15 protein-coding genes are annotated in these 18,769 nt (G+C 61.2%); 7 read left to right on the top strand and 8 right to left on the bottom strand.

Features of this window, described 5'->3' with window-relative positions; all coding sequences use genetic code 11:
• Positions 1 to 419 precede the first annotated feature (419 nt).
• Together GQR96_RS15060 and GQR96_RS15055 are read right to left on the bottom strand one after the other, a co-directional pair.
• Positions 420 to 2,540 (bottom strand): TonB-dependent siderophore receptor, encoded by a 2,121-nt coding sequence (locus GQR96_RS15060; protein WP_069734114.1) that lies wholly within the window; start codon positions 2,538 to 2,540, stop codon positions 420 to 422.
• Between the two features lie 251 nt (positions 2,541 to 2,791).
• Complete coding sequence (locus GQR96_RS15055; RefSeq protein ID WP_069734115.1) at positions 2,792 to 4,537, bottom strand: alpha,alpha-trehalase; 1,746 nt, start codon at positions 4,535 to 4,537, stop codon at positions 2,792 to 2,794.
• A gap of 486 nt (positions 4,538 to 5,023) precedes the next feature.
• Here GQR96_RS15055 and GQR96_RS15050 point away from each other — a divergent pair, with 486 nt between their 5' ends.
• Genes GQR96_RS15050 through GQR96_RS15035 form a run of 4 tightly spaced genes read left to right on the top strand, consistent with a single transcriptional unit; the run spans position 5,024 to position 8,961 of the window.
• Positions 5,024 to 6,463: a circularly permuted type 2 ATP-grasp protein gene (locus GQR96_RS15050; RefSeq protein WP_004180417.1), complete on the top strand. Its 1,440-nt coding sequence runs from the start codon at positions 5,024 to 5,026 to the stop codon at positions 6,461 to 6,463.
• Positions 6,457 to 7,386: an alpha-E domain-containing protein gene (locus GQR96_RS15045; protein ID WP_002910835.1), complete on the top strand. Its 930-nt coding sequence runs from the start codon at positions 6,457 to 6,459 to the stop codon at positions 7,384 to 7,386. The genes GQR96_RS15050 and GQR96_RS15045 overlap by 7 nt, the downstream gene beginning before the upstream one ends.
• Entirely contained in the window at positions 7,383 to 8,198 is an 816-nt protein-coding gene (locus tag GQR96_RS15040) for a transglutaminase family protein (RefSeq protein ID WP_004203291.1), read from the top strand. Before GQR96_RS15045 ends, GQR96_RS15040 begins: the two co-directional genes overlap by 4 nt.
• A gap of 16 nt (positions 8,199 to 8,214) precedes the next feature.
• Positions 8,215 to 8,961 carry a proteasome-type protease gene (locus tag GQR96_RS15035; protein ID WP_004203290.1) on the top strand — a complete coding sequence of 249 codons (747 nt, stop codon included), beginning with the start codon at positions 8,215 to 8,217 and terminating at the stop codon, positions 8,959 to 8,961.
• 61 nt (positions 8,962 to 9,022) lie between these two features.
• Here GQR96_RS15035 and ugpC read toward each other — a convergent pair whose 3' ends face one another.
• From ugpC to GQR96_RS15010, 5 genes are read right to left on the bottom strand one after another with little or no spacing between them, the layout of a single operon-like run.
• Positions 9,023 to 10,108: an ABC transporter ATP-binding protein gene (gene ugpC / locus GQR96_RS15030; RefSeq protein ID WP_017900187.1), complete on the bottom strand. Its 1,086-nt coding sequence runs from the start codon at positions 10,106 to 10,108 to the stop codon at positions 9,023 to 9,025.
• Entirely contained in the window at positions 10,095 to 11,057 is a 963-nt protein-coding gene (locus tag GQR96_RS15025; RefSeq protein ID WP_004203288.1) for a carbohydrate kinase family protein, read from the bottom strand. The genes ugpC and GQR96_RS15025 overlap by 14 nt, the downstream gene beginning before the upstream one ends.
• A 2-nt stretch (positions 11,058 to 11,059) precedes the next feature.
• The gene (locus tag GQR96_RS15020) at positions 11,060 to 11,899 is read right to left on the bottom strand and encodes a carbohydrate ABC transporter permease (RefSeq protein ID WP_004203287.1); all 840 of its coding nucleotides are present in this window, start codon (positions 11,897 to 11,899) and stop codon (positions 11,060 to 11,062) included.
• Positions 11,889 to 12,797, bottom strand: a complete 909-nt coding sequence (locus GQR96_RS15015) for a carbohydrate ABC transporter permease (RefSeq protein WP_065904532.1) — start codon at positions 12,795 to 12,797, stop codon at positions 11,889 to 11,891. Before GQR96_RS15015 ends, GQR96_RS15020 begins: the two co-directional genes overlap by 11 nt.
• Positions 12,798 to 12,806: 9 nt before the next feature.
• Positions 12,807 to 14,051 carry an extracellular solute-binding protein gene (locus GQR96_RS15010; RefSeq protein ID WP_017899870.1) on the bottom strand — a complete coding sequence of 415 codons (1,245 nt, stop codon included), beginning with the start codon at positions 14,049 to 14,051 and terminating at the stop codon, positions 12,807 to 12,809.
• 214 nt (positions 14,052 to 14,265) lie between these two features.
• Here GQR96_RS15010 and GQR96_RS15005 point away from each other — a divergent pair, with 214 nt between their 5' ends.
• The 3 genes from GQR96_RS15005 (at position 14,266) to GQR96_RS14995 (ending at position 17,328) form a co-directional block, all read left to right on the top strand.
• Positions 14,266 to 15,474 carry an ROK family transcriptional regulator gene (locus tag GQR96_RS15005; RefSeq protein ID WP_004203282.1) on the top strand — a complete coding sequence of 403 codons (1,209 nt, stop codon included), beginning with the start codon at positions 14,266 to 14,268 and terminating at the stop codon, positions 15,472 to 15,474.
• A 74-nt stretch (positions 15,475 to 15,548) separates the two neighbouring features.
• A complete protein-coding gene (locus GQR96_RS15000; RefSeq protein WP_074384497.1) occupies positions 15,549 to 16,535 on the top strand; it encodes a fatty acid desaturase in 987 nt (328 codons plus the stop codon).
• Positions 16,528 to 17,328 (top strand): phosphate/phosphite/phosphonate ABC transporter substrate-binding protein, encoded by an 801-nt coding sequence (locus GQR96_RS14995; protein ID WP_004203279.1) that lies wholly within the window; start codon positions 16,528 to 16,530, stop codon positions 17,326 to 17,328. The genes GQR96_RS15000 and GQR96_RS14995 overlap by 8 nt, the downstream gene beginning before the upstream one ends.
• Positions 17,329 to 17,375: 47 nt before the next feature.
• On the opposite strand, the gene GQR96_RS14990 is transcribed toward GQR96_RS14995, so the two are convergent.
• Entirely contained in the window at positions 17,376 to 18,719 is a 1,344-nt protein-coding gene (locus tag GQR96_RS14990) for an LLM class flavin-dependent oxidoreductase (protein WP_223171748.1), read from the bottom strand.
• Positions 18,720 to 18,769 lie beyond the last annotated feature (50 nt).

Here is an 18,769-nt window from a genome sequence, read left to right as displayed (position 1 = left end):
CTTTTTCTTAACAGCCTGAACATGGCCAGCTGAATGACGCTGGTGGCGCTATTACGTAGCCAGGCTAAAAAAGAGGGTGAGATAGAATAGGGCGCCGGAACGGCTGTGGTATTTTCAGTAGGGCGGGTCTTCGCAATAATTATATTTACCAGAATATATATCACTGTGGTGGATAATATATGGTAACCCATAAATGATAACGGATGTAAATTGGCGAGATAGCTAATGACAGGGTTCACTTTTATTCCTTGTGAGCGTCCTAACCTGTTTTCGCCAGCATATTAAGTCCTCTCATCACAGGGGGGCAAGTGAAATAATGGCCTGGCATCTTTAAGTTAATATTAGCCATCAAAGCGTGACGTCACCTGTTAACGAAAGCCTCCGCCGTCACGGGCGGAGGCTTATCTTTACGCTGTCAGTTAAAAGTCGTAGCCCACGGTGGCCATGACGCTGCGCTCTGCTCCCCAGTAGCAGTTGCCGGTGCCGTAGCAGCCGGAAACGTATTCACGATTGCCGATATTGTTGGCGTTGACCTGCACATAAGCGCCTTTCAGCCCCGGCGACCAGACGCCGAGGTCAGCCCGCATCATGGCGTCCATCAGCGTGACCGACGGCAGCCGCGCGGTGTTGGCATCATCCGCCCACTGTTTACCAATGTAGCGGACGCCGGCGCCCAGCGAGATCCCCGCCGGAAACTGATAGCGCGCCCAGAAGGAGGCCATCTGATCCGGGGTCAGCTGCGGCGTGTTGTTGTCGGTACCGTCCTTAGTGTCCTGGAAGCGCAGACGATTCCAGGTATACGAGGCGAGGGTGCTCAGCTGCGGGGTGATCTGGTGATGCGCTTCCAGCTCAACCCCCTGGGAATGGACCTTACCCGCCGGAATATAGGTGGCGGTGGCGATGTTGGGGTCGCGGGTGGCGACATCCTTTTGCATCAGATCGTAAATCGCGATGCTATAGAGGTCGCTGCTGCCCGGCGGCTGGAACTTCAGGCCGGCTTCGACCTGTTCGGCGGTGGTCGGTTTCAACGGTTTGCCGTCAGCGCCGGGCAGCATCGCCGGGGTAATCGCCTGGCTGTAGCTCAGGTAGGGCGAAAGACCGTTGTCCAGGGCGTACAACAGCGAGGCGCGGCCGCTGATATGGTCGTCTGAACGGCGGTTTGAGGTGCCCAGGGTATCGCTGACCTGCTGGGAAACGATACGGTCATAGCGGGCGGAAACATCCACATGCCAGCGGTCCCAGACCATCTCATCCTGCAGATACAGCCCGGTCTGGTAATAACGGCGATTATTATCATCGCTGTAGGTCACGGTATGCCCGGTCTGGGCGGTATAGCCGGTAAACGGGTTAAGGGGCGCCGCGCCGCCGGCGCCGGTCCACAGATCGTTGCGAAAGCGATGGTATTCAGCGCCGAGGATCAGGGTATGCGCCAGATCGCCAGTATTGAAATCGGCGCGCAGGCGGTTATCGATTGACCAGCCGTCCAGCGAACCGCGCGAGCCGCTGTAGCCGCGAGCCAGCATGTCGCTGTCATCTATCCAGCCGACCTGGTAGACCTGATCGAGGGAGACGTTGGTGTGGGTGTAGCTTCCCGCGGAATAGACCGACCAGACATCGGTGAACTGGTGGTCAAACTCATAGCTGTAGATCTGCTGGCGGCGCTGATAGCCATCTCCCGGATCGCCCTCGTTGGTGCTGGTGGAGAGCTTACGGCCATTGTGCGCGTAGCGGGTGCCGTCCAGCGGCAAAGAGCCATGATAGCCACCGGAAGGATCTTTTTGCAGATAGGCGCGTAGCAGCAGCGAGGTATCGCTGTCCGGCTGCCACAGCAGGGAAGGTGAAATGGCGTAGCGCTCTTCGCGGGTATGGTCATACTGCGTGTCGCTGCTGCGGGTCATACCGATCAGCCGCCATGCCCACTGCTCATTGATGGCGTCGGTGTAATCGAAGGCCGCGCCTTTGGTATTTTGCGTCCCGCCAGTCAGGCGGACGTGGCCCTGCTGACTGAACTGCGGGCGCTTGGAGGTCAGGTTGACCACGCCGCCCGGCACGCTCTGCCCGTAGAGCGCGGAGGAGGGGCCGCGGATTACATCGACGCGTTCGATAAACCACGGGTCGATCTGCACCACGTTATGGCTGCCGCCGTCGCTCATCAGACGCATGCCGTCGAGGAACAGGTTATCGACGTCGCCGCCGTGGTAGCCGCGCAGGGAGATGGCGTCAAACCGGGTGGCGCCGCCGCCGAAGCTGGAGTAGACCCCCGGGGTATATTCCAGCGCCTGGCTGATGGTATTCGCGCCCTGATCCGCCATCTGCTGGCGGGTGACAACCGACACCGACTGGGCGGTGGTGATTAACGGCTGGTCGGTTTTTGTCGCCCCGAGCGAGGTGCTGGCGCTATAGCCCTCAGTCGGCGCGCTGGCGGATGCCGGCGGGCTGGCCGTTACCACCACCGTCTCTTCGGCCTGCGCGGTGAAGGGAAGTGCGACCGCGAGGGCGTACAGCAGCCCCGGGCGTTTGCGAGAAATAGCCACGTTCATAAGATCATCCTGAACCTGCGCGGTTTGGTACTCCTGTACGCCGCCGCGGGAAAAACGAATCTGTCATTATTCGTTAAAAAGTAATGCGAATTATTATTGTTTGTATTTATGCGATCAAGCGAAAAGGTGATCTGTTCAGCGCGAGGGGATGGAGAAGGGTTTCCCGCGAGCCGCAGAATGGGCCTGCGCGGGACGGTAGTGACCAGGGAGACCGCTTCCCCCTACCGATTTTGGTAGGGGGCGGCAAAGCGTCAGGAGCCGGTCTTTTGCGGTTCCGCAGGGGCGGGGTCGTTAGCCGCGGGCGCCGCAACAGGTTTGTCCTGCGGTGAAGGCGTTGTCGCCGGACGGGTAGCAGGCAGCGCATCGCAGGGTTTCTCCTGCGGGCAGATCAGATCCAGCATCTTAAGGGTGACGCCGTTGGTCCAGCCAAAGCCGTCCTGCAGTGGATATTCCCCACCGCCGCCCCCGGTGCCGGTTGAGCTTACGTCATACTTCTCCACCAGCTTTTGCTTGCTGTCATAGGTATGCTGCACGTTGGTCAGGAAGCGCCAGGTGACCTCCATGGCGATCTTCTGCTGACCATAGTTTTGCAGCCCCTCGACGGCCACCCACTGCAGCGGCGCCCAGCCGTTGGGGGCGTCCCACTGCTGGCCGCTGTTGACGGTGGTGGTGGTCAGCCCGCCGGGTTTGAGCAGCCGCGACTCGGCGGCGGCCGCCACTTTCGTCGCTCGCTCGCGCGACGCGGCATTGACGTACAGCGGGAACAGCGCCGCGGCGGTCAGCTGATTGCGCACCTTGTGGGTTTTCAGATCGTAATCGGCGTACCACCCCTCTTTTTCATTCCACAGGTATTTCTCGATAGCCTGCTGGCGGGCGTTGGCCAGCGCGTCGTACCGGGTAGCGCCGGCGCTGTCCCCCGCTGCTTTACTGGCGCGGGCGAGGGTTTTCTCCAGATGGAACATCAGGGCATTGAGATCGACCGGGATAATCGAGGTGGTGCGAATGGTGGCGAGCTGCTGCGGATTGTCCATCCAGCGGGAGCTGAAATCCCAGCCGGAAGCGGCGGCGGAGCGCAGGTCGCGATAGATCTCGGTGGCCGGACGATTCGGGTTGCTTTTGGCGGTTTTGACGTCGTCAAGCCAGGACTCGGGACGTGGGGTGTCGTTATCGTCCCAGTAGCGGTTGAGCAGCGCGCCATCCGCCATCCGCACTGCCCGTTTGTCGGCGCTGCCGGGTGCCAGCGCGTCCGCCCCGGCCATCCAGTAGCGATACTCTTTCTCCAGCTGCGGCTGGTAGGTTTTCAGCACCTGGTCGCCATCGTGCGTCGCCAGCAGGCTTACCATAAAGGAGAAGAAGGGGGGCTGCGAACGGCTGAGGTAATAGGTGCGGTTACCGTTGGGGATATGGCCCCAGGTGTCAATTTCCGCAGCGAAGTTGGCGACCATATCTTCGACTTTATCCCAGTGACCGCTTTCGGCAAGACCCAGCATGGTGAAATAGCTGTCCCAGTAATAGACTTCGCGAAAGCGTCCTCCGGGGACCACGTAGGGCTTAGGCAGCGGCAGCAGCGAGTCCCACTTTTCCACCTCGACGGTGCTGCGGGTCAGGACCGGCCACAGGCCGTCGATATGCTGACGCAGGGTTTGCCCTTTGGGCGGCACATAGGCGTCGTTCTCTTTCGGCAGCGTGAAGTTCAGCTCAACGAAGTGGCGCAGGTCGAAGCTGGCCTGGTTTTTTTGCATCCGGTAATCGGCAAGGATCATCAGCGGATCGCTGTTAGGGATCGCGTCGGCGAAGGTTTTTTGATCGGCAAAGAGCTTTGCGCTCTGGACATCATTGAACAACGGGCCCAGCAGAATATCCGGCGAGGGTGGCGGCGCGGTTTTGCCGTCTTCCGCCTGGACATTCAGGCTCATCAGGGCGAGCAGGGCGCCGCCGATCGCCAGGCGCAGGGAACAGGGCAAAGCAGCGGGACGATGTGCATCAGTACTCGTCATGGGGAGTTCTCCTTATCATTATCGACTGCGGGCCACGACGTTTGGCCATCCAAAAACCTTAGACGAATATCTGCCGCTGCGCGTGTCAGGGGTAACATTTTGCGCGAAAACAGAGGATTTACCTGCCTGGTTTTCTGCTACAACCGCCGGCAACGCGATTAGTCTTACAGACAAGCCAACGCGCCCGGGCCACTGGCCACGGCGCGCTGGAGGCGAATACCAGCGGATCGAGAAGGGCTGTGAGGCCCGGCCTGCGGCACACTGGCTGACGGCGCTGGCGTCCACCATGGCGCAAAAATCGTCGCCCTGCCTCACGACGGTGCAACCGCAGCCGGGCGCAGGCGGCCATTGTGGCGATTTTTTGCACAATCAGACGGCGGGTCAGAACCGATTTGCACAACGCCGCGGCGGCGGATGACCTGGCATAATTAATGCTTATCTCTTATCGGGATTACCACAAAGTGAGTACAACCGGAGGAGACGGCCATGATAAAAATAACGCTTCCTGACGGGCATTATTATGACGAGATGCTGACCGCCCAGGGTGAGCAGCGGCCGCACTATAATGCCTGGTGGCAATGGTTTCGCAACACCGATCAATTCTCTATCCGGCAGAAAAAAGCGCAAGCGGAACTGCTTTTTCACCGTATCGGCATCACCTTTAACGTGTACGGCGAGGATGAGGGAACCGAGCGGCTGATCCCGTTTGATAGCGTGCCGCGGATCATACCCGCCGGGGAGTGGCAGCGCATTGACCGCGGCATTCGCCAGCGGGTGAAAGCGCTGAACGCTTTCCTCTATGACATCTATCATGAACAGAATATCCTGCGTGCGGGGCTGATACCGGCCGAGCAGGTGCTGGCCAACGAGCAGTATCAACCGTGCATGCAGGGCATCAACCTGCCAAACAACACCTATGCCCATATCACCGGCGTCGATATGGTGCGCAATAACGACGGTCAGTATTACGTGCTGGAGGATAATCTGCGCACGCCGTCCGGCGTCTCCTACATGCTCGAAAACCGTAAGATGATGATGCGCCTCTATCCGGAGATGTTCGAGCAGCATCACATTGCGCCGGTGGAGCGCTACCCGAGCTACCTCCTGCAGACCCTGCGCGAAAGTTCGCTGGTGGATGATCCCTGCGTCGTGGTGATGACCCCGGGTCGCTTCAACAGCGCCTACTTCGAGCACAGCTTCCTGGCGCAGCAGATGGGGGTCGAGCTGGTGGAAAGCGCCGATCTGTTTATTAAAAACGGCGCGGTGTATATGCGCACCACTGAGGGGCCGCGGCGGGTGGATGTGATTTATCGCCGCATCGACGATGCCTGGCTCGACCCGCTGGCCTTCCGCGCCGATTCGATGCTCGGCGTCCCGGGGCTGCTGTCCGTCTACCGCGCCGGCGGCGTAGTGCTGGCCAACGCCATCGGCACCGGGGTGGCTGACGACAAATCGATCTATCCGTACGTCCCGGAGATGATCCGCTTTTACCTCGGCGAACAGCCGATCCTCAGCAATATCCCCACCTGGCAGTGTCGGAAAGCGGAGGATCTGCGCTACGTGCTGAGCAATCTGGAGCTGATGGTGGTCAAGGAGGTCCATGGCGCCGGGGGCTACGGCATGCTGGTCGGCCCGCGTTCCACCAAAGAGGAGAGGGAGGCCTTCCGCCAGCGCCTTCTGGCCAATCCGGCCAACTATATCGCCCAGGATACCCTTGCGCTGTCGACCTGCCCAACCTTCGTTGATGAAGGGCTGTCGCCACGGCATATCGATTTACGCCCCTATGTGCTTTCCGGACAGGAGATGCGGCTGGTGCCCGGCGGCCTGACCCGCGTGGCGCTGACCGAAGGGTCGCTGGTGGTCAACTCGTCGCAGGGCGGCGGAACCAAGGATACCTGGGTGATGGAGGATGACGCATCATGCTAAGTCGTACGGCGAGTGAACTGTTCTGGATGGCCCGCTACCTTGAGCGGGCGGAGAGCTACGCCCGGGTGCTGGACGTGACCTGGAAATTATCAATGATCCCCCGCCACAGCCAGCAGTCGCGGGATCTGGCGCTACCGCTGAATTTGTCAATGACCCACGAGCTGTTTCAGGCGCGCCATGCCCGCTTTACCATGAGCAATCTACTCAACTTTTTTGCCCTCGATGGCAACAACCCCTGCAGTATTTACAGCTGCGTGGAGATGGCGTGGAACAACGCGCACGCTGTGCGCGGCAGTCTGTCGGCCGAAGTGTGGGAGAGCATCAATGCCACCCGCATCGAACTGCGGACCCTCCGCCAGCAGGGGCTGGGCGAACTGGGGAGCGACGGCTTTTTCGAGTGGGTGAAAGAGCGGGTGCATCTGTTTCGCGGAGCGGTGATAGGCACGCTGCTGCGCAACGACGCCCTGAGTTTTATCGGTATCGGCACGCTGATCGAGCGCGCGTTCGCCACCACCCAGCTGCTGCTAATTAAGGATCAACAGCTGACCAACGATCCGGACCCGGTGCGCGAATACTACCGGCTGGATACCCTGCTCAATGCGGTCAGCGCCCGCGAAGCTTACAACAGCCTCTACCGCCAGCCGGTCAGTCGCGAAACGGTGATGGAGCTGCTGATCCTGCGTAACGATATTCCACGTTCGCTGCGCGCCAGCATTGCCGACCTGGTGGGCGAACTGGAGAAGATCGCCAACGATCGCTCTTATCAGCCGCTGCGCCTCGCCCATCAGCTCAACGTTGACCTGCGCTTCAGCACCCGTGACGACCTGGCGCAGGCGGACCTGCAGACCACGCTTAACGGACTGCTGGCGAGAATTAACGCCCTGTCCGACAGCATCAGACAAACCTATCTGGAGGCCTTATGAAACTGGTCATCGATCATCTCACCCGCTATGGCTACGATGAAGAAGTGAAGTTTTCCACCCAGTATCTGCGCCTGACCCCGCGCAGCACCGGACGGCAGACGATCACCGCCTGGACGCTGACCCTGCCGGACGGCGCGGCGGTGACCACGACCGACGGCTGGGGTAATGTGCTGCATGTGCTGACGCTGGATAACCCGCATAAAGAGATCACCATCCGCGCCAGCGGGATTGTCGATATCGCCGACGAGGGGGAAGAGACGCGTGATGAAGAGGCCGAGCTGCTGTCGCCGCTGGTTTTTCTGCGCAGTACGCCGCTGACCCGCGCCGATACGGCGATCCGTGAGTTCGCCCAGCGCCTCTATCGTCCCGATGCGGCGGAAGAGAGTTTGAATCAACTGATGGCGGATCTGCTGTTAAGAATGCCATACTCCCCCGGCGCGACCCAGGTCCAGGACTCCGCTGCCGACGCCTTCGCCCGGGCGAAGGGCGTGTGCCAGGATCATACCCATGTTTTTCTCGCCTGCTGCCGGGCGCTGGAGATCCCGGCGCGCTACGTCAGCGGCTATGTCTACAGCGATAATGCCCAGCATGTCGCGATGCATGCCTGGGCGGAAGTGTGGCTCGACGGCCGTTGGCTGTCGTTTGATATCACCAATAATACCCGTCGCCTGAATCAGCATCTGCGGCTGGCGACTGGGCTGGATTATCTCGACGCCTGCCCGGTACGGGGCACCCGGCTGGGCGGCGGCGGGGAGATTATGTTAACCAACGCTGAAGTGCGCGAACACAGCCAGCAGGCGCAGCAGCAATAATACGGGAATAACCGCAATGACCTACTGTGTGGCCATGTGCCTGGCGGATGGACTGGTGTTTGCTTCCGACTCCCGCACCAACGCGGGCGTCGACCATATTGCCACTTTTAAAAAGCTGCACGTTTTCCATCAGGAAGGGGAACGGGTGCTGGTGCTGCAATCCGCCGGCAACCTGGCCACCACCCAGAGCGTGATAAGCCTGCTCAGCGCGCGGATCCGTACCCAGCAGGAGCCGAACCTGATGCAGGTGACTTCCCTCTACGACGCCGCCATGCTGATCGGTAAAACGCTGCTGGAGGTGATCCAGCGCGACAGCAGCAACCAGCAAAACTGCAGTAATACTAACTTCAACTGCAACCTGTTGCTTGGCGGCCAGATCGCCGGCGAAACCCATCGTCTGTTCCATATTTATCCGGAGGGCAACTTTATTGAAGCCACCCGCGACACGCCTTATTTCCAGATTGGCGAAAGCAAGTACGGCAAGCCGATCATCGATCGGGTGCTGACCATCGATACGCCGCTGGAGCAGGCGATGTGCTGCGCCTTGATCTCCATTGACTCGACGCTGCGCAGTAATCTGTCCGTTGGCCTGCCGCTGGATACGCTGCTCTACCGCAGCGGCAGCCTGAGCAGCGCCGGGCAGCATCGCATCACCGACAGCGATCCCTACTTCAACCGCATCCGCAAGGCGTGGTCCGAGGGGCTGTTGCACACCTTCCAGACTCTGCCGGCCTGGACGCCAGCAGAGCGGGAAGGGGAGTAGCCCTGGAATACGACCTCGCCCGGAGCCCGGCCACACGGATGATGACCGGCTCCCTTCGCCCTTAACGCGTCTCCGCCAGCCGCTCGCCGCTGGCGGCATCAAACAGATGCAGGCTCTCGCAGCGGAGAGTCAGCCCCAGCGTCTGCTGCGCCGCGACCGCCACCCTGCCGGCAACCTGCACATGCACCGGAAAACCCTGCCAGTCGAGATGAAGCAGGGTGGACTCCCCCGTCACCTCCATAATGTTTACCGTTGCCAGCGCGCCATGCGCATCCGGCAGAATATCCTGCGGGCGCAGGCCGACAATCAACGGGGCATCGCCCTGGTTCGCCACCGCCTGATGCCAGCGTTCGGCCAGCGGAAACCACAGCGCGCCGCAGGCGACGCCGGGCTGGCCATTGCGCACGTCTCGCTGACCGGGCAGGAGGTTCATCGGCGGGGAGCCGATAAAGCGGGCGACGAAGGTGTTGCATGGCTGGTCGTAAATGGCCAGCGGCGCCCCCTGCTGGACGATCTGCCCGTCGCGCATCACCACAATCTGATCGGCCAGAGTCATTGCCTCCACCTGATCATGGGTGACATAGATCATGGTGGTATTGATGCGCTGGTGCAGGGATTTGATCTCCGCGCGTAGCTCCATCCGCAGCTGAGCGTCAAGGTTCGACAGCGGCTCATCGAACAGGAAAACCTGCGGGTTCCTGACCATTGCCCGGCCCATCGCCACCCGCTGGCGCTGGCCGCCGGAGAGCGCACGCGGATAGCGAGCCAGCAGTTTATCAATCCCCAGCAGGCTGGCGACCTGCTGCACTTTGCTTTTCTGTAACTGCTTATCCACCTTTTTCACCTGCATATGAAAGGCGAGATTTTCCGCCACCGTCAGGTGGGGGTAAAGCGCATAGCTCTGAAAGACCATCGCCACATCGCGGTCGGCGGGATCCAGATCGTTGACCGGCCGCTGGTTCATCAGAATGGTGCCGCCGGAAAGCGTTTCGAGACCGGCCAGCAGGCGCAGCAGGGTCGACTTGCCACAGCCGGAAGGGCCCACCAGCACGGTAAAGCTGCCGTCGGGGATGGTGAGGTCCAGCGGCTGGAGCACCGTCTGTTTCCCGTATCGCTTGGCGACATCGATCAGTTCAACACTGGCCATCGGTGGCCTCCTCAAGGTGATGTTGCAGGGTATGCCAGTCGGGATAGCGGCGCGGGGAGGTGCCGATCGCCTGCGCGGCGACGGTATTTCCCCAGCGCAGCGCTTCTGGCACCGGTTTACCGCTTAGCAGCGCGGCAAGAAAGCCCGCGTTAAAGCTGTCGCCAGCGCCGATGGTATCGATGACGGTGACGGGCCGGGTTGGCGCATGGTGATGGCTGTCGGTCGTCCAGCAGTCCGCGCCGTCAGCGCCGCGCTTCACCACGCACCCGCCGCTGCCGCTGAGCCGTGCCGCAAGGGCTGCGGCGGCTTCGGCGAGGGTCGGGCGGGCGGCCAGCTGCTGGGTTTCAACGTCGTTGAGCAAAAGCCAGTCGCAGTCGCCCAGCCAGCGGTCGACCTCATGACGCAGCGGGTCGCTCCAGCCCTGGGGCGGCCAGCCGGTATCGACGGCAAGGGTAAACCCGCGCTGGCGGAGCGTGGCGAGCAGCTGCGGATAGTCGGACAGCAGCCTGGTACAGAGAAAGGTGCCGCAGAGCAACACGATATCGCCCTCGCCAGCGGCGGCAGGCAACTGGTCCAGCACATCCCCGGCGGTCAGGCGGGTAATGTGTCCGTGGTTGCTGAGGAACGAGCGCTCTTTGTTGGGATGGGTGACCGCCACCGTCAGCGAGGTTTCACAGGGATACTGCGGCCAGCGCGCGCTATCGCCGGGAAACTGTGCCGCCAGCCACGGGGTAAACGCGTCGTCGCCCTGACAGCCGACCGCGCAGTGCGGCAGCTGCATGGCGGCGGCGGCCAGCGCGCAGTTGCCAGCAGAGCCGCCGGGCCGCAGAGCGCTGTGCTCGAGCATCATCTCAGTTCCCTGCGCGGGCCAGTGGGGCAGGGTTCCCATCACTAAATCAATATTGTAATTGCCCACGATATAGAGCACAGGTGTCCTGGTGTTATCCATAGTTATCCTTTACTTCCCCCGTTGGTGAGGCCACTGACCAGCGATTTTTGCAACCAGATTGCAATCAGCAGCGGAGGGACTGAGGCGAGTATGCCTACCGCCGCCACCAGTCCGTCATCGGTGGCGCGGCCGGCGGTGAAGCCGGCGATGGTCACCGGCAGCGTTTGGGCGGCGAGGTTGCTGGTAAACAGTAGCGCATAGAAAAACTCATCCCACGCCAGCAGCCAACCGAACAGCGCGGCGGCGCCAAGCATCGGTTTCGCCAGCGGCAGGGTGATGCGCAGCAAGACTTGCCAGATGCGCAGACCGTCAAGCCGTGCCGCCTGTTCGATATCCTGCGGTAGGGTATCGAACTGGTTTTTTACCATCCACGTCAGAAACGGCACGATCAGCGAGCAATAGACCAGCACCAGTCCGCTGCGGGTGTTGAGCAGGCCAAAGTGTTCGAGAATAAAATAGAGCGGCAGCACAAAGGCTACGGGCGGCACCATATAGATGCCGAGGCCGGCGTACAGCCAGCCGTCGCGTCCGGGGTAGCGAGAAAAGCTGAAGGCGGCGGGGATCGCCAGCAACAACGAGACCAGCGTCGCGCCAGCGGCCACCAGCACGCTGTTGCCCAGCGCGGGGAGAAACAGCGCCCCGGGTTCGCCAGGGGCCAGCGACAGCAGATGGCCATAGCGGCTAAAGTCCCACTGCCGCGGGATCCACGCCAGCGGGACGCGGGTGAGGTCCGCGGTGGTGCTGACGCTCATCAAAAATAGCCACAGCATCGGGGCGAGGATCGAGACCGCCACCGCCAGCGCCGCCATGTAACGCAGCACGATGTACCCTTTACGCTTCATCATCAATACTCCGGCGCCGCTGACGCAGCAGCAAAAACAGATACAGGGCGATCAGTACGGCGCACATCAGGCTCATCAGCATGGCGTAGGCCGCGCCGCTGCCGGCGTGCAGATAGCTGAATGACTCCTGATAGACAAAAAAGCTCAGCGTTTTGGTACTGTCCAGCGGGCCGCCGCGGGTCATAACATAGATAATGTCGAACACTTTGAAGGCATCAATGGTGCGTAGCACCAGCGCGACGCCAAGGGGGCCCACAATGGCCGGAAAGGTAATGGCGCGAAAGCGCCGCCAGGCGGAGGCGCCGTCGAGCCGCGCCGCCTCGTACAGATCGTCGGGGACGGACTGCAGCGCGGCCAGCACCAGCAGAGTGACCAGCGGGTAGTTTTTCCAGATATCCGCCAGCATCACCGCGTGCAGCGCAGAATCCGGCGAGCCCAGCCAACTGCGATAGCTGTCAATCAGCCCCAGCTGGCTGAGCAGGGCGTTAACGCTGCCGTAGTCGGGATTAAAGTTAAGCCGCCACATCATGGCGTTGACGATCGTCGGCAACGCCCACGGCAGGATCACCAGCACCCGCAGGACATTGCGCCCGACAAAACGCTGATTCAACAACAGCGCCACCAGTACGCCGATCGCCCCCTCAATCGCCACCGAGACCACGGTGAAATAGAGCGTTCGCGCGAAGGCGGCGCGAAAGTCCGGGTCGGTCAGGGCATAAAGATAATTATCCAGCCAGACGTAGTGGGTCGCCTCGCCGCTTCCCGCCAGCGCAGTATCAGTGAAACTCAGCCACAGGGTGCGCGCCAGCGGCCACGCAGTGAGGATAAACATCGCGATAAGCATGGGCGCTAACAGCACCCATGCCTGACGATGCTCGCGTCGTTGCAGACTCAGCATCACGCCTCCTTAACGCAGACGGGCCGCGCTGGTGTCGACCGCCTTGAGGGCGACGTCGGGCGTGGCTTTACCCTGCAGTACCGATTGAAGCTGCTGTTGCAGGGTGTTTGACAGGCGCGAGTAATCTGCCGTTTCGGGGCGAGAGAGCATCACGTTCAACGACTTGTCGGCGGCGGCGATCAGGCTCTCCTGGCCTTTGGCAACGGCAGGATCCTGGTACGAGGCTTTCCATACCGGCAGGCTCAGTTTGGCATACTTGTCCTGTACCGGCTGGGAGGTTAGGTAGTGAATATACTGCCAGGCCTCTTCCGAATGCTGACTGGCTTTGGCGATGCCCAGCCCCATTGAACCGTTGACAGCGCCGGGTTTATCCGGGGTATCGCCTGGGGCGGGGACAATGCCAACATCACCTGCGACTTTACTCTGTTTCGGATCGTTGGCCATGTTGTACATATAGGTCCAGTTGAGCGCAAAGGCGGCGTCGCCATTGGAGAAAGCCTTACGCACATCTTCCTCAAGGTATTCACGTGATGCCGGGTTGCTCAGCCCCTGATCGAGCGAGGTTTTCATCAGCGTGACCGCTTTCAGCGAGGCGGGCGTCGAAAAATCGAGCTTGCCGTTCTGGTAGAAGCTCCCGCCGAAGCCGGAGACGAGGGTGGTGTAATCACAGACCAGCGCTTCCGCTTGCGACCAGCTCCACACCAGCGGATATTTAACGATCCCTTTGTCCTTAAGCACTTTAGCGTCGTCCATCACCTGCTGCCAGCTGACTGGCGGCGTTTTGATCCCTGCTTTGTCCAGCATGGCTTTGTTGTAGTACAGATATTTGGTGTCGAGGATCCACGGCATGCCGAGGGTTTTGCCTTGATACACCACGGTATTCATCGCCCCGGGGAAAATCTTCTCACGCTCGTCTGGGGCAATTCGTGAAGAGACATCCTGCAGCAGATCGAAGCGGCTAAACTCCGCCGGCCAGATCGCGTCGAACAGCACCACGTCGTAGCCGTTACCCCCCGCGCCGCGGGCGGCGACGATCTTGTCGTGCAGCGCTTCGTAGGGAACGAATTCGAGGTTGACCTTCACATCAGGATGTTGCTTTTCGAAATCGCTGGTCATCGCGCGAATGTCGTTTTCGCTATAGGCCGCCTGGGTCATAAACAGGGCATTAATCTGGGTCGCTGCGCTGACGCTCCCACTGATAACGAGCATCGCCAGCAGACAGGCGTTGACCCGTAGTGCGCTGTGGTATTTCATCTTTGCTCTCCGCTGTGCTGTACTGAAAGGGGTTATGATTTATTAAATCAATTTGATTGATTTAATCAGGGCGACACTATCGGCAACATCTCCCGAGTGGCCCTGGGACTAAGCGTAGCAAAGGGTATGCCATCGCGAAGGCTCGCCTGCGCGGGTCGTTGTCAGATCTGTGATGCCGGCTAAAATTTCACCAGTCCAGCCTGGAAGGGAAACGATGAAAACATCAGGTACAAACCTTGAACATGCCCGGGTGCATAACCGCCGGGTGATCATTGAGGCGGTGCGTTTACATGGCGAGCTGACCCGCGCCGAGCTGGCGCGGCTGACCGCGCTGACCCCGCAGACCGTGTCGAATATTGTGGCGGAGCTGGAGCAGATGGATCTCCTGACCAGCCACCAACCGCGGCGCGCCAGCGGCCGGGGACAGCCAGCGGTGCCGGTGAGCCTCAATCCCGCCAGCGCCTGGTCGATTGGCATCCATCTTGATCATCAGACGCTGATTGTGGTGCTGGTGGATCTGACTGGCGAGGTCCATTTTCGCCGACTCATTCTGGTGCAAAAGCCCCAGCCTGGTGCGACCTTTGCCCGCCTCGCTGAGGTGCTGGATGAGATCCGTGCGCTGCCGGCGCTGGACTGGTCGCGGGTGCTGGGGATGGGGGTTGTGATGCCGGGGCCCTTTGGCGTGGAAGGGATTTCGTCGACGGGACCCACGACGCTTAACGGCTGGGAAGGGGTAGACGTAGCAGCGGAGCTCGGGCGACTGAGCGGCCTGCCGGTGACCCTCGAAAACGACGCCACGGTGGCCGCCATTGGCGAACGCTTTCACGGCGTGGCGCGGCAGCTCAACTCCTTTGTCTATCTCTACATAGGCACTGGTCTGGGCGCCGGAATTTTTACCGATGGTCATGTGTATACCGGCCATGCTCATAACGCCGGCGAGGTCGGGCATATTGTGGTCGCGCCGAATGGTCGCCCTTGCTATTGCGGGAATGAGGGATGTCTTGAGCGCTATGTTTCCCTGCAGGCGGCCTATGAGTTTTGCGGCCTCGATCCCTATCGCGCCCTGCCGGAGGATCTGCTGTCGGTGGACGCTGCGCTTTTCGACCAGTGGATCACCAGCATCCTGGCGCCGTTGCGTCAGGCGATCAATTTGCTGGAGTGCGTCTTCGATGCCGAGACGGTAGTGGTGGGCGGCATGATGCCCGCCCCGCTGCTGGAGAGAGTGCTGGCGCGTCTGCCGCCGCTGTATCAGTCCGTCCGCGGGCGTTACCTGCCGGCCCAGCGTGTCAAAATGGGGATGACCGGCACCGATACCGCCGCGCTGGGCGCCGCTGCGCTGCCGATCTTTGACGAATTTAATCCGCAGTTTCAGGTGTTGATGAAAGCGGTAAATACAAACGCGCTTTTTGGCAAAGCTAAGTAAATTAAATACTTTGTTATTTAACGTGTTATCTCACATCTTCGGAGGGAATGAGGCAACACGGCAAGGTATCGGAAGTGACGGAAAAGAAGACGGCTGTCTATGTGGATGACCAACAGCGCATCCTGATCCGCCAGCTGGCGCGCAGCTGGCTGTGGCGCAGCGAGCTGCCGACCTGGCTGCTGTTGGTGACGGTTTACGGCGGCTGGTTTGCCTGCGTGGCGGGCTGGCGGACGCTGGGCCTGTTTCCGGCCACGCTGCTGCTGATCTGGTTTACCGCCTGGTATATGTCCTTACAGCATGAGCTGATCCATGGGCATCCCACCCGGCTGGCATGGTTTAACCAGCTGCTGGGGACGCTGCCGCTGGCGGTCTGGTATCCCTATGGCGTCTATCGCGACAGCCATCTGGCGCACCATCGCAACCATCTGCTGACGCACCCCGAGGATGATCCCGAATCGTACTACGTGACCGCGGAAAGCTGGCAGCGCTTCTCAGCCTGGCAACGCCGCCTTATCCACCTGCGCAATACCTTCTGGGGGCGTCTGCTGCTGGCGCCGCTGATGGATATCGTTCACACCCTGCGCAGCGCGCTTCGGGCTTTCCGCGAGGGCGACCACCGCGCCATCGCCATGTGGAGCCTGCATCTGTTGCTGCTGACGGGCCTGCTGGCCTGGATGGCGGCGCAGGGTTTATCCCCGCTGTGGTTTGTGCTGGCGGTGAGCTACCCGGCGCTGGCCCTGACCAAAGTGCGCTCTTTTCTCGAACACCGGGCCGCGGATGACCCGCTGGCCCGCTCGGTGATCAACGAGGCCGGGCTCCCCTGGCGAGTGCTGTTCCTCAATCTCAACTACCATGCGGTGCATCATGACCTGCCAGGGGTTCCCTGGTACGCTTTACGTCAGCTGTATCTGCATCGCCAGACGGCCTATCTGCAGCGTAATCAGGGGTTCCTGGTGCGTGGGTACGGTGAGTGGCGACGCCATTTTAGCCGCCGGGCGGTGGCGGTGAACGCCCATCCGGGCTTTGGCGAGCAGGCGCAGGCGGGAGGAGAACATGGCTGAACGCATGACCTTTCCGATGTATGCCATCCACCGTCAACAGACCCAGGCTCTGTGGCAGGCGGTACAGTCGCTGCTGGCCGAACGCGGCGTGATGGTGGCGGGGGACCCGCCGGCGGATGACCCCGAGGATCTGCTGGCCCACTGGCGTCAGCCGAGGCTGTTGCTGAGTCAGACCTGTGGCTATCCGCTGGTGACCCAGCTGCCGGAGGTGCAGACGGTGGGCTGCTTCCACTACGCCGCGCCCGGTTGCGAAGGGCGCCGCTACCGCAGCCTGCTGGTGGTCCGCGAAGCGGATAGTCACCGGATGCTGGCGGACTTTTTTGGCCGCCGGGCCGTGTGCAATGCCGAGCACTCGCAGTCCGGCTACAACGTGCTGCGCAAAATGGTCGCGCCGCTCTCGCGGGAGGGGCGATTTTTTTCGGCTGTGGTGTTTAGCGGCAGCCATCGGCAATCGCTGCGCGAGCTGCAGCAGGAAAACGCCGATATCGCCGCCATCGACTGTGTGACCTACGCTCTGCTGCAGCGACATCAGCCGCAGGCCCTGGCAGGACTGGTGGCGATCGGCTGGAGCCCGGACGCGCCAGGGCTGCCGCTGATCACTGCCAGCGCCACCCCGGCTTCGACGCTGAACAGCCTGCGCGAGGCGCTCCAGCAGTTAGTGAGCGATGCGCGCTATCGTTCCCTGTGCGACGCCTTGCTGATCTGCGGCTATAGCGATATGTCGCGGGAGGCCTATGCTCCGCTGCTGGCGTGGCGGGATGAGGCCGCGGCGCAGGGAGTCAGCCAGCTATAGGTAAAATGCCCCGGCCAGCGATCTGCGCCGGGGCGGGTCATGGCAGACTACGGCGTCGGCGGTAACGCGGGGCGGGAAGGGGCGGTGAAGCGGTTTGCCACCGCCGGCAGACCGAGCTTTTCACGCAGGGTGCCGGGCGGATAGCGGTCACGCATGACGCCGTTACGCTGCAGAAGCGGCACCACCTGGTCAACAAAGCGGTCAAAGTCTCCCGGCAGCAGCGGGAACATCAGGTTGAACCCATCGGCGGCGCCCGCCTGCCAGGTCTCCGTTAAGGTGGCGGCAATCTCCTCGGCGCTGCCCAGCAGCAGCCAGCTATCAGAACTCTGTAATAACAACTTCCCCAACTCCAGCAGAGTGAGCCGCGGATCGTACTGGCGGATAAGCTTCAGCGCGGTACGGATGCCGTCAAAGCTCTCTTCATCAGGGAGCGGCGGCAGGGGCTGGTCCCTCGGCAGGGCGCTGAGATCCATTCGAAGATAAGAGGAGAGCAGATCGATAGCCATCTGGTCGCTCATCAGCTGTTCGTTAAGCTGCTGGCGGGCCGCCTTCTCCTCGTCGGAGTTCACCACCACCGGCAGGACCCCGGCGATGATTTTGAAATGGGCCGGATCGCGCCCGTGCTGGCGCAGCCGTTGATTCATCTCTTCGCGATAGGCCAGCCCCTCGGCGATCGAGTGAATAAACACGAAGTGCATATCGGACCAGGCGGCGGCCAGCGCTTTCCCTGCTTCCGAAGAGCCGGCCTGCACCAGCAGTGGATGGCCCTGCGGCGGGCGAGGGACGTTGAGCGGGCCGCGCACGCGAAAGTACTCGCCCTGATACTCGAGATGATGCACCTTGTCGGCATCGGCAAATAATCCGCGCGCTTTATCGAAGATCGCCGCGCCATCTTCCCAGGAATCCCACAGGCGAGTGACCACGTCGATGAATTCATTGGCCCGCTGGTAGCGCGTGCCGTGGCGGGGAAGCTGCTCCAGACCGAAGTTTGCTGCTTCTTCTTCCAGCCACGACGTGACCACATTCCAGCTTGCCCGGCCATTGCTGAGCAAATCCAGCGAGGCAAAGTAGCGAGCCAGGTTATAGGGTTCGTTATAGGAAGTGGACGCGGTGGCCATCAGGCCGATATGCTCCGTCACCGCGGCGAGGGCGGAGAGCAGCGTCAGGGGTTCAAGCCGGGCGTTGGCGTAGTGGGTCAGGCCGCTGGGCACCGTATCCCACACCGCGATATGGTCGGCGACAAAGATAGCGTCGAGGGTCGCCGCTTCGGCCTTGCGCGCCAGACTGGCGTAATAGTTGAGGGTAAATATGTCCGCTTCAGGCGCGTCAGGGTGACGCCAGGAGAAACGGTAATCCCCCTGTGGGTTATAAAAGAACAGGTTCAGGATCATGTGTCGGGTAGACATAGCGTGGACTCGCGGCTGAACGCCATCCGTGGCGG

The sequence above is a fragment of the Klebsiella sp. PCX genome (assembly GCF_021869705.1).
GTDB lineage: Bacteria > Pseudomonadota > Gammaproteobacteria > Enterobacterales > Enterobacteriaceae > Klebsiella > Klebsiella quasipneumoniae.
This window is presented reverse-complemented; position numbering and strand designations above follow the sequence as displayed.

Excerpts from the sequence above, each read along its gene's own strand:
- GQR96_RS15060 (WP_069734114.1), bottom strand. The coding sequence starts at position 2,540 with ATGAACGTGGCTATTTCTCGCAAACGCCCGGGGCTGCTGTACGCCCTC.
- GQR96_RS15055 (WP_069734115.1), bottom strand. The coding sequence starts at position 4,537 with ATGACGAGTACTGATGCACATCGTCCCGCTGCTTTGCCCTGTTCCCTG.
- GQR96_RS15050 (WP_004180417.1), top strand. The coding sequence starts at position 5,024 with ATGATAAAAATAACGCTTCCTGACGGGCATTATTATGACGAGATGCTG.
- GQR96_RS15045 (WP_002910835.1), top strand. The coding sequence starts at position 6,457 with ATGCTAAGTCGTACGGCGAGTGAACTGTTCTGGATGGCCCGCTACCTT.
- GQR96_RS15040 (WP_004203291.1), top strand. The coding sequence starts at position 7,383 with ATGAAACTGGTCATCGATCATCTCACCCGCTATGGCTACGATGAAGAA.
- GQR96_RS15035 (WP_004203290.1), top strand. The coding sequence starts at position 8,215 with ATGACCTACTGTGTGGCCATGTGCCTGGCGGATGGACTGGTGTTTGCT.
- ugpC (WP_017900187.1), bottom strand. The coding sequence starts at position 10,108 with ATGGCCAGTGTTGAACTGATCGATGTCGCCAAGCGATACGGGAAACAG.
- GQR96_RS15025 (WP_004203288.1), bottom strand. The coding sequence starts at position 11,057 with ATGGATAACACCAGGACACCTGTGCTCTATATCGTGGGCAATTACAAT.
- GQR96_RS15020 (WP_004203287.1), bottom strand. The coding sequence starts at position 11,899 with ATGAAGCGTAAAGGGTACATCGTGCTGCGTTACATGGCGGCGCTGGCG.
- GQR96_RS15015 (WP_065904532.1), bottom strand. The coding sequence starts at position 12,797 with ATGCTGAGTCTGCAACGACGCGAGCATCGTCAGGCATGGGTGCTGTTA.
- GQR96_RS15010 (WP_017899870.1), bottom strand. The coding sequence starts at position 14,051 with ATGAAATACCACAGCGCACTACGGGTCAACGCCTGTCTGCTGGCGATG.
- GQR96_RS15005 (WP_004203282.1), top strand. The coding sequence starts at position 14,266 with ATGAAAACATCAGGTACAAACCTTGAACATGCCCGGGTGCATAACCGC.
- GQR96_RS14995 (WP_004203279.1), top strand. The coding sequence starts at position 16,528 with ATGGCTGAACGCATGACCTTTCCGATGTATGCCATCCACCGTCAACAG.
- GQR96_RS14990 (WP_223171748.1), bottom strand. The coding sequence starts at position 18,719 with ATGATCCTGAACCTGTTCTTTTATAACCCACAGGGGGATTACCGTTTC.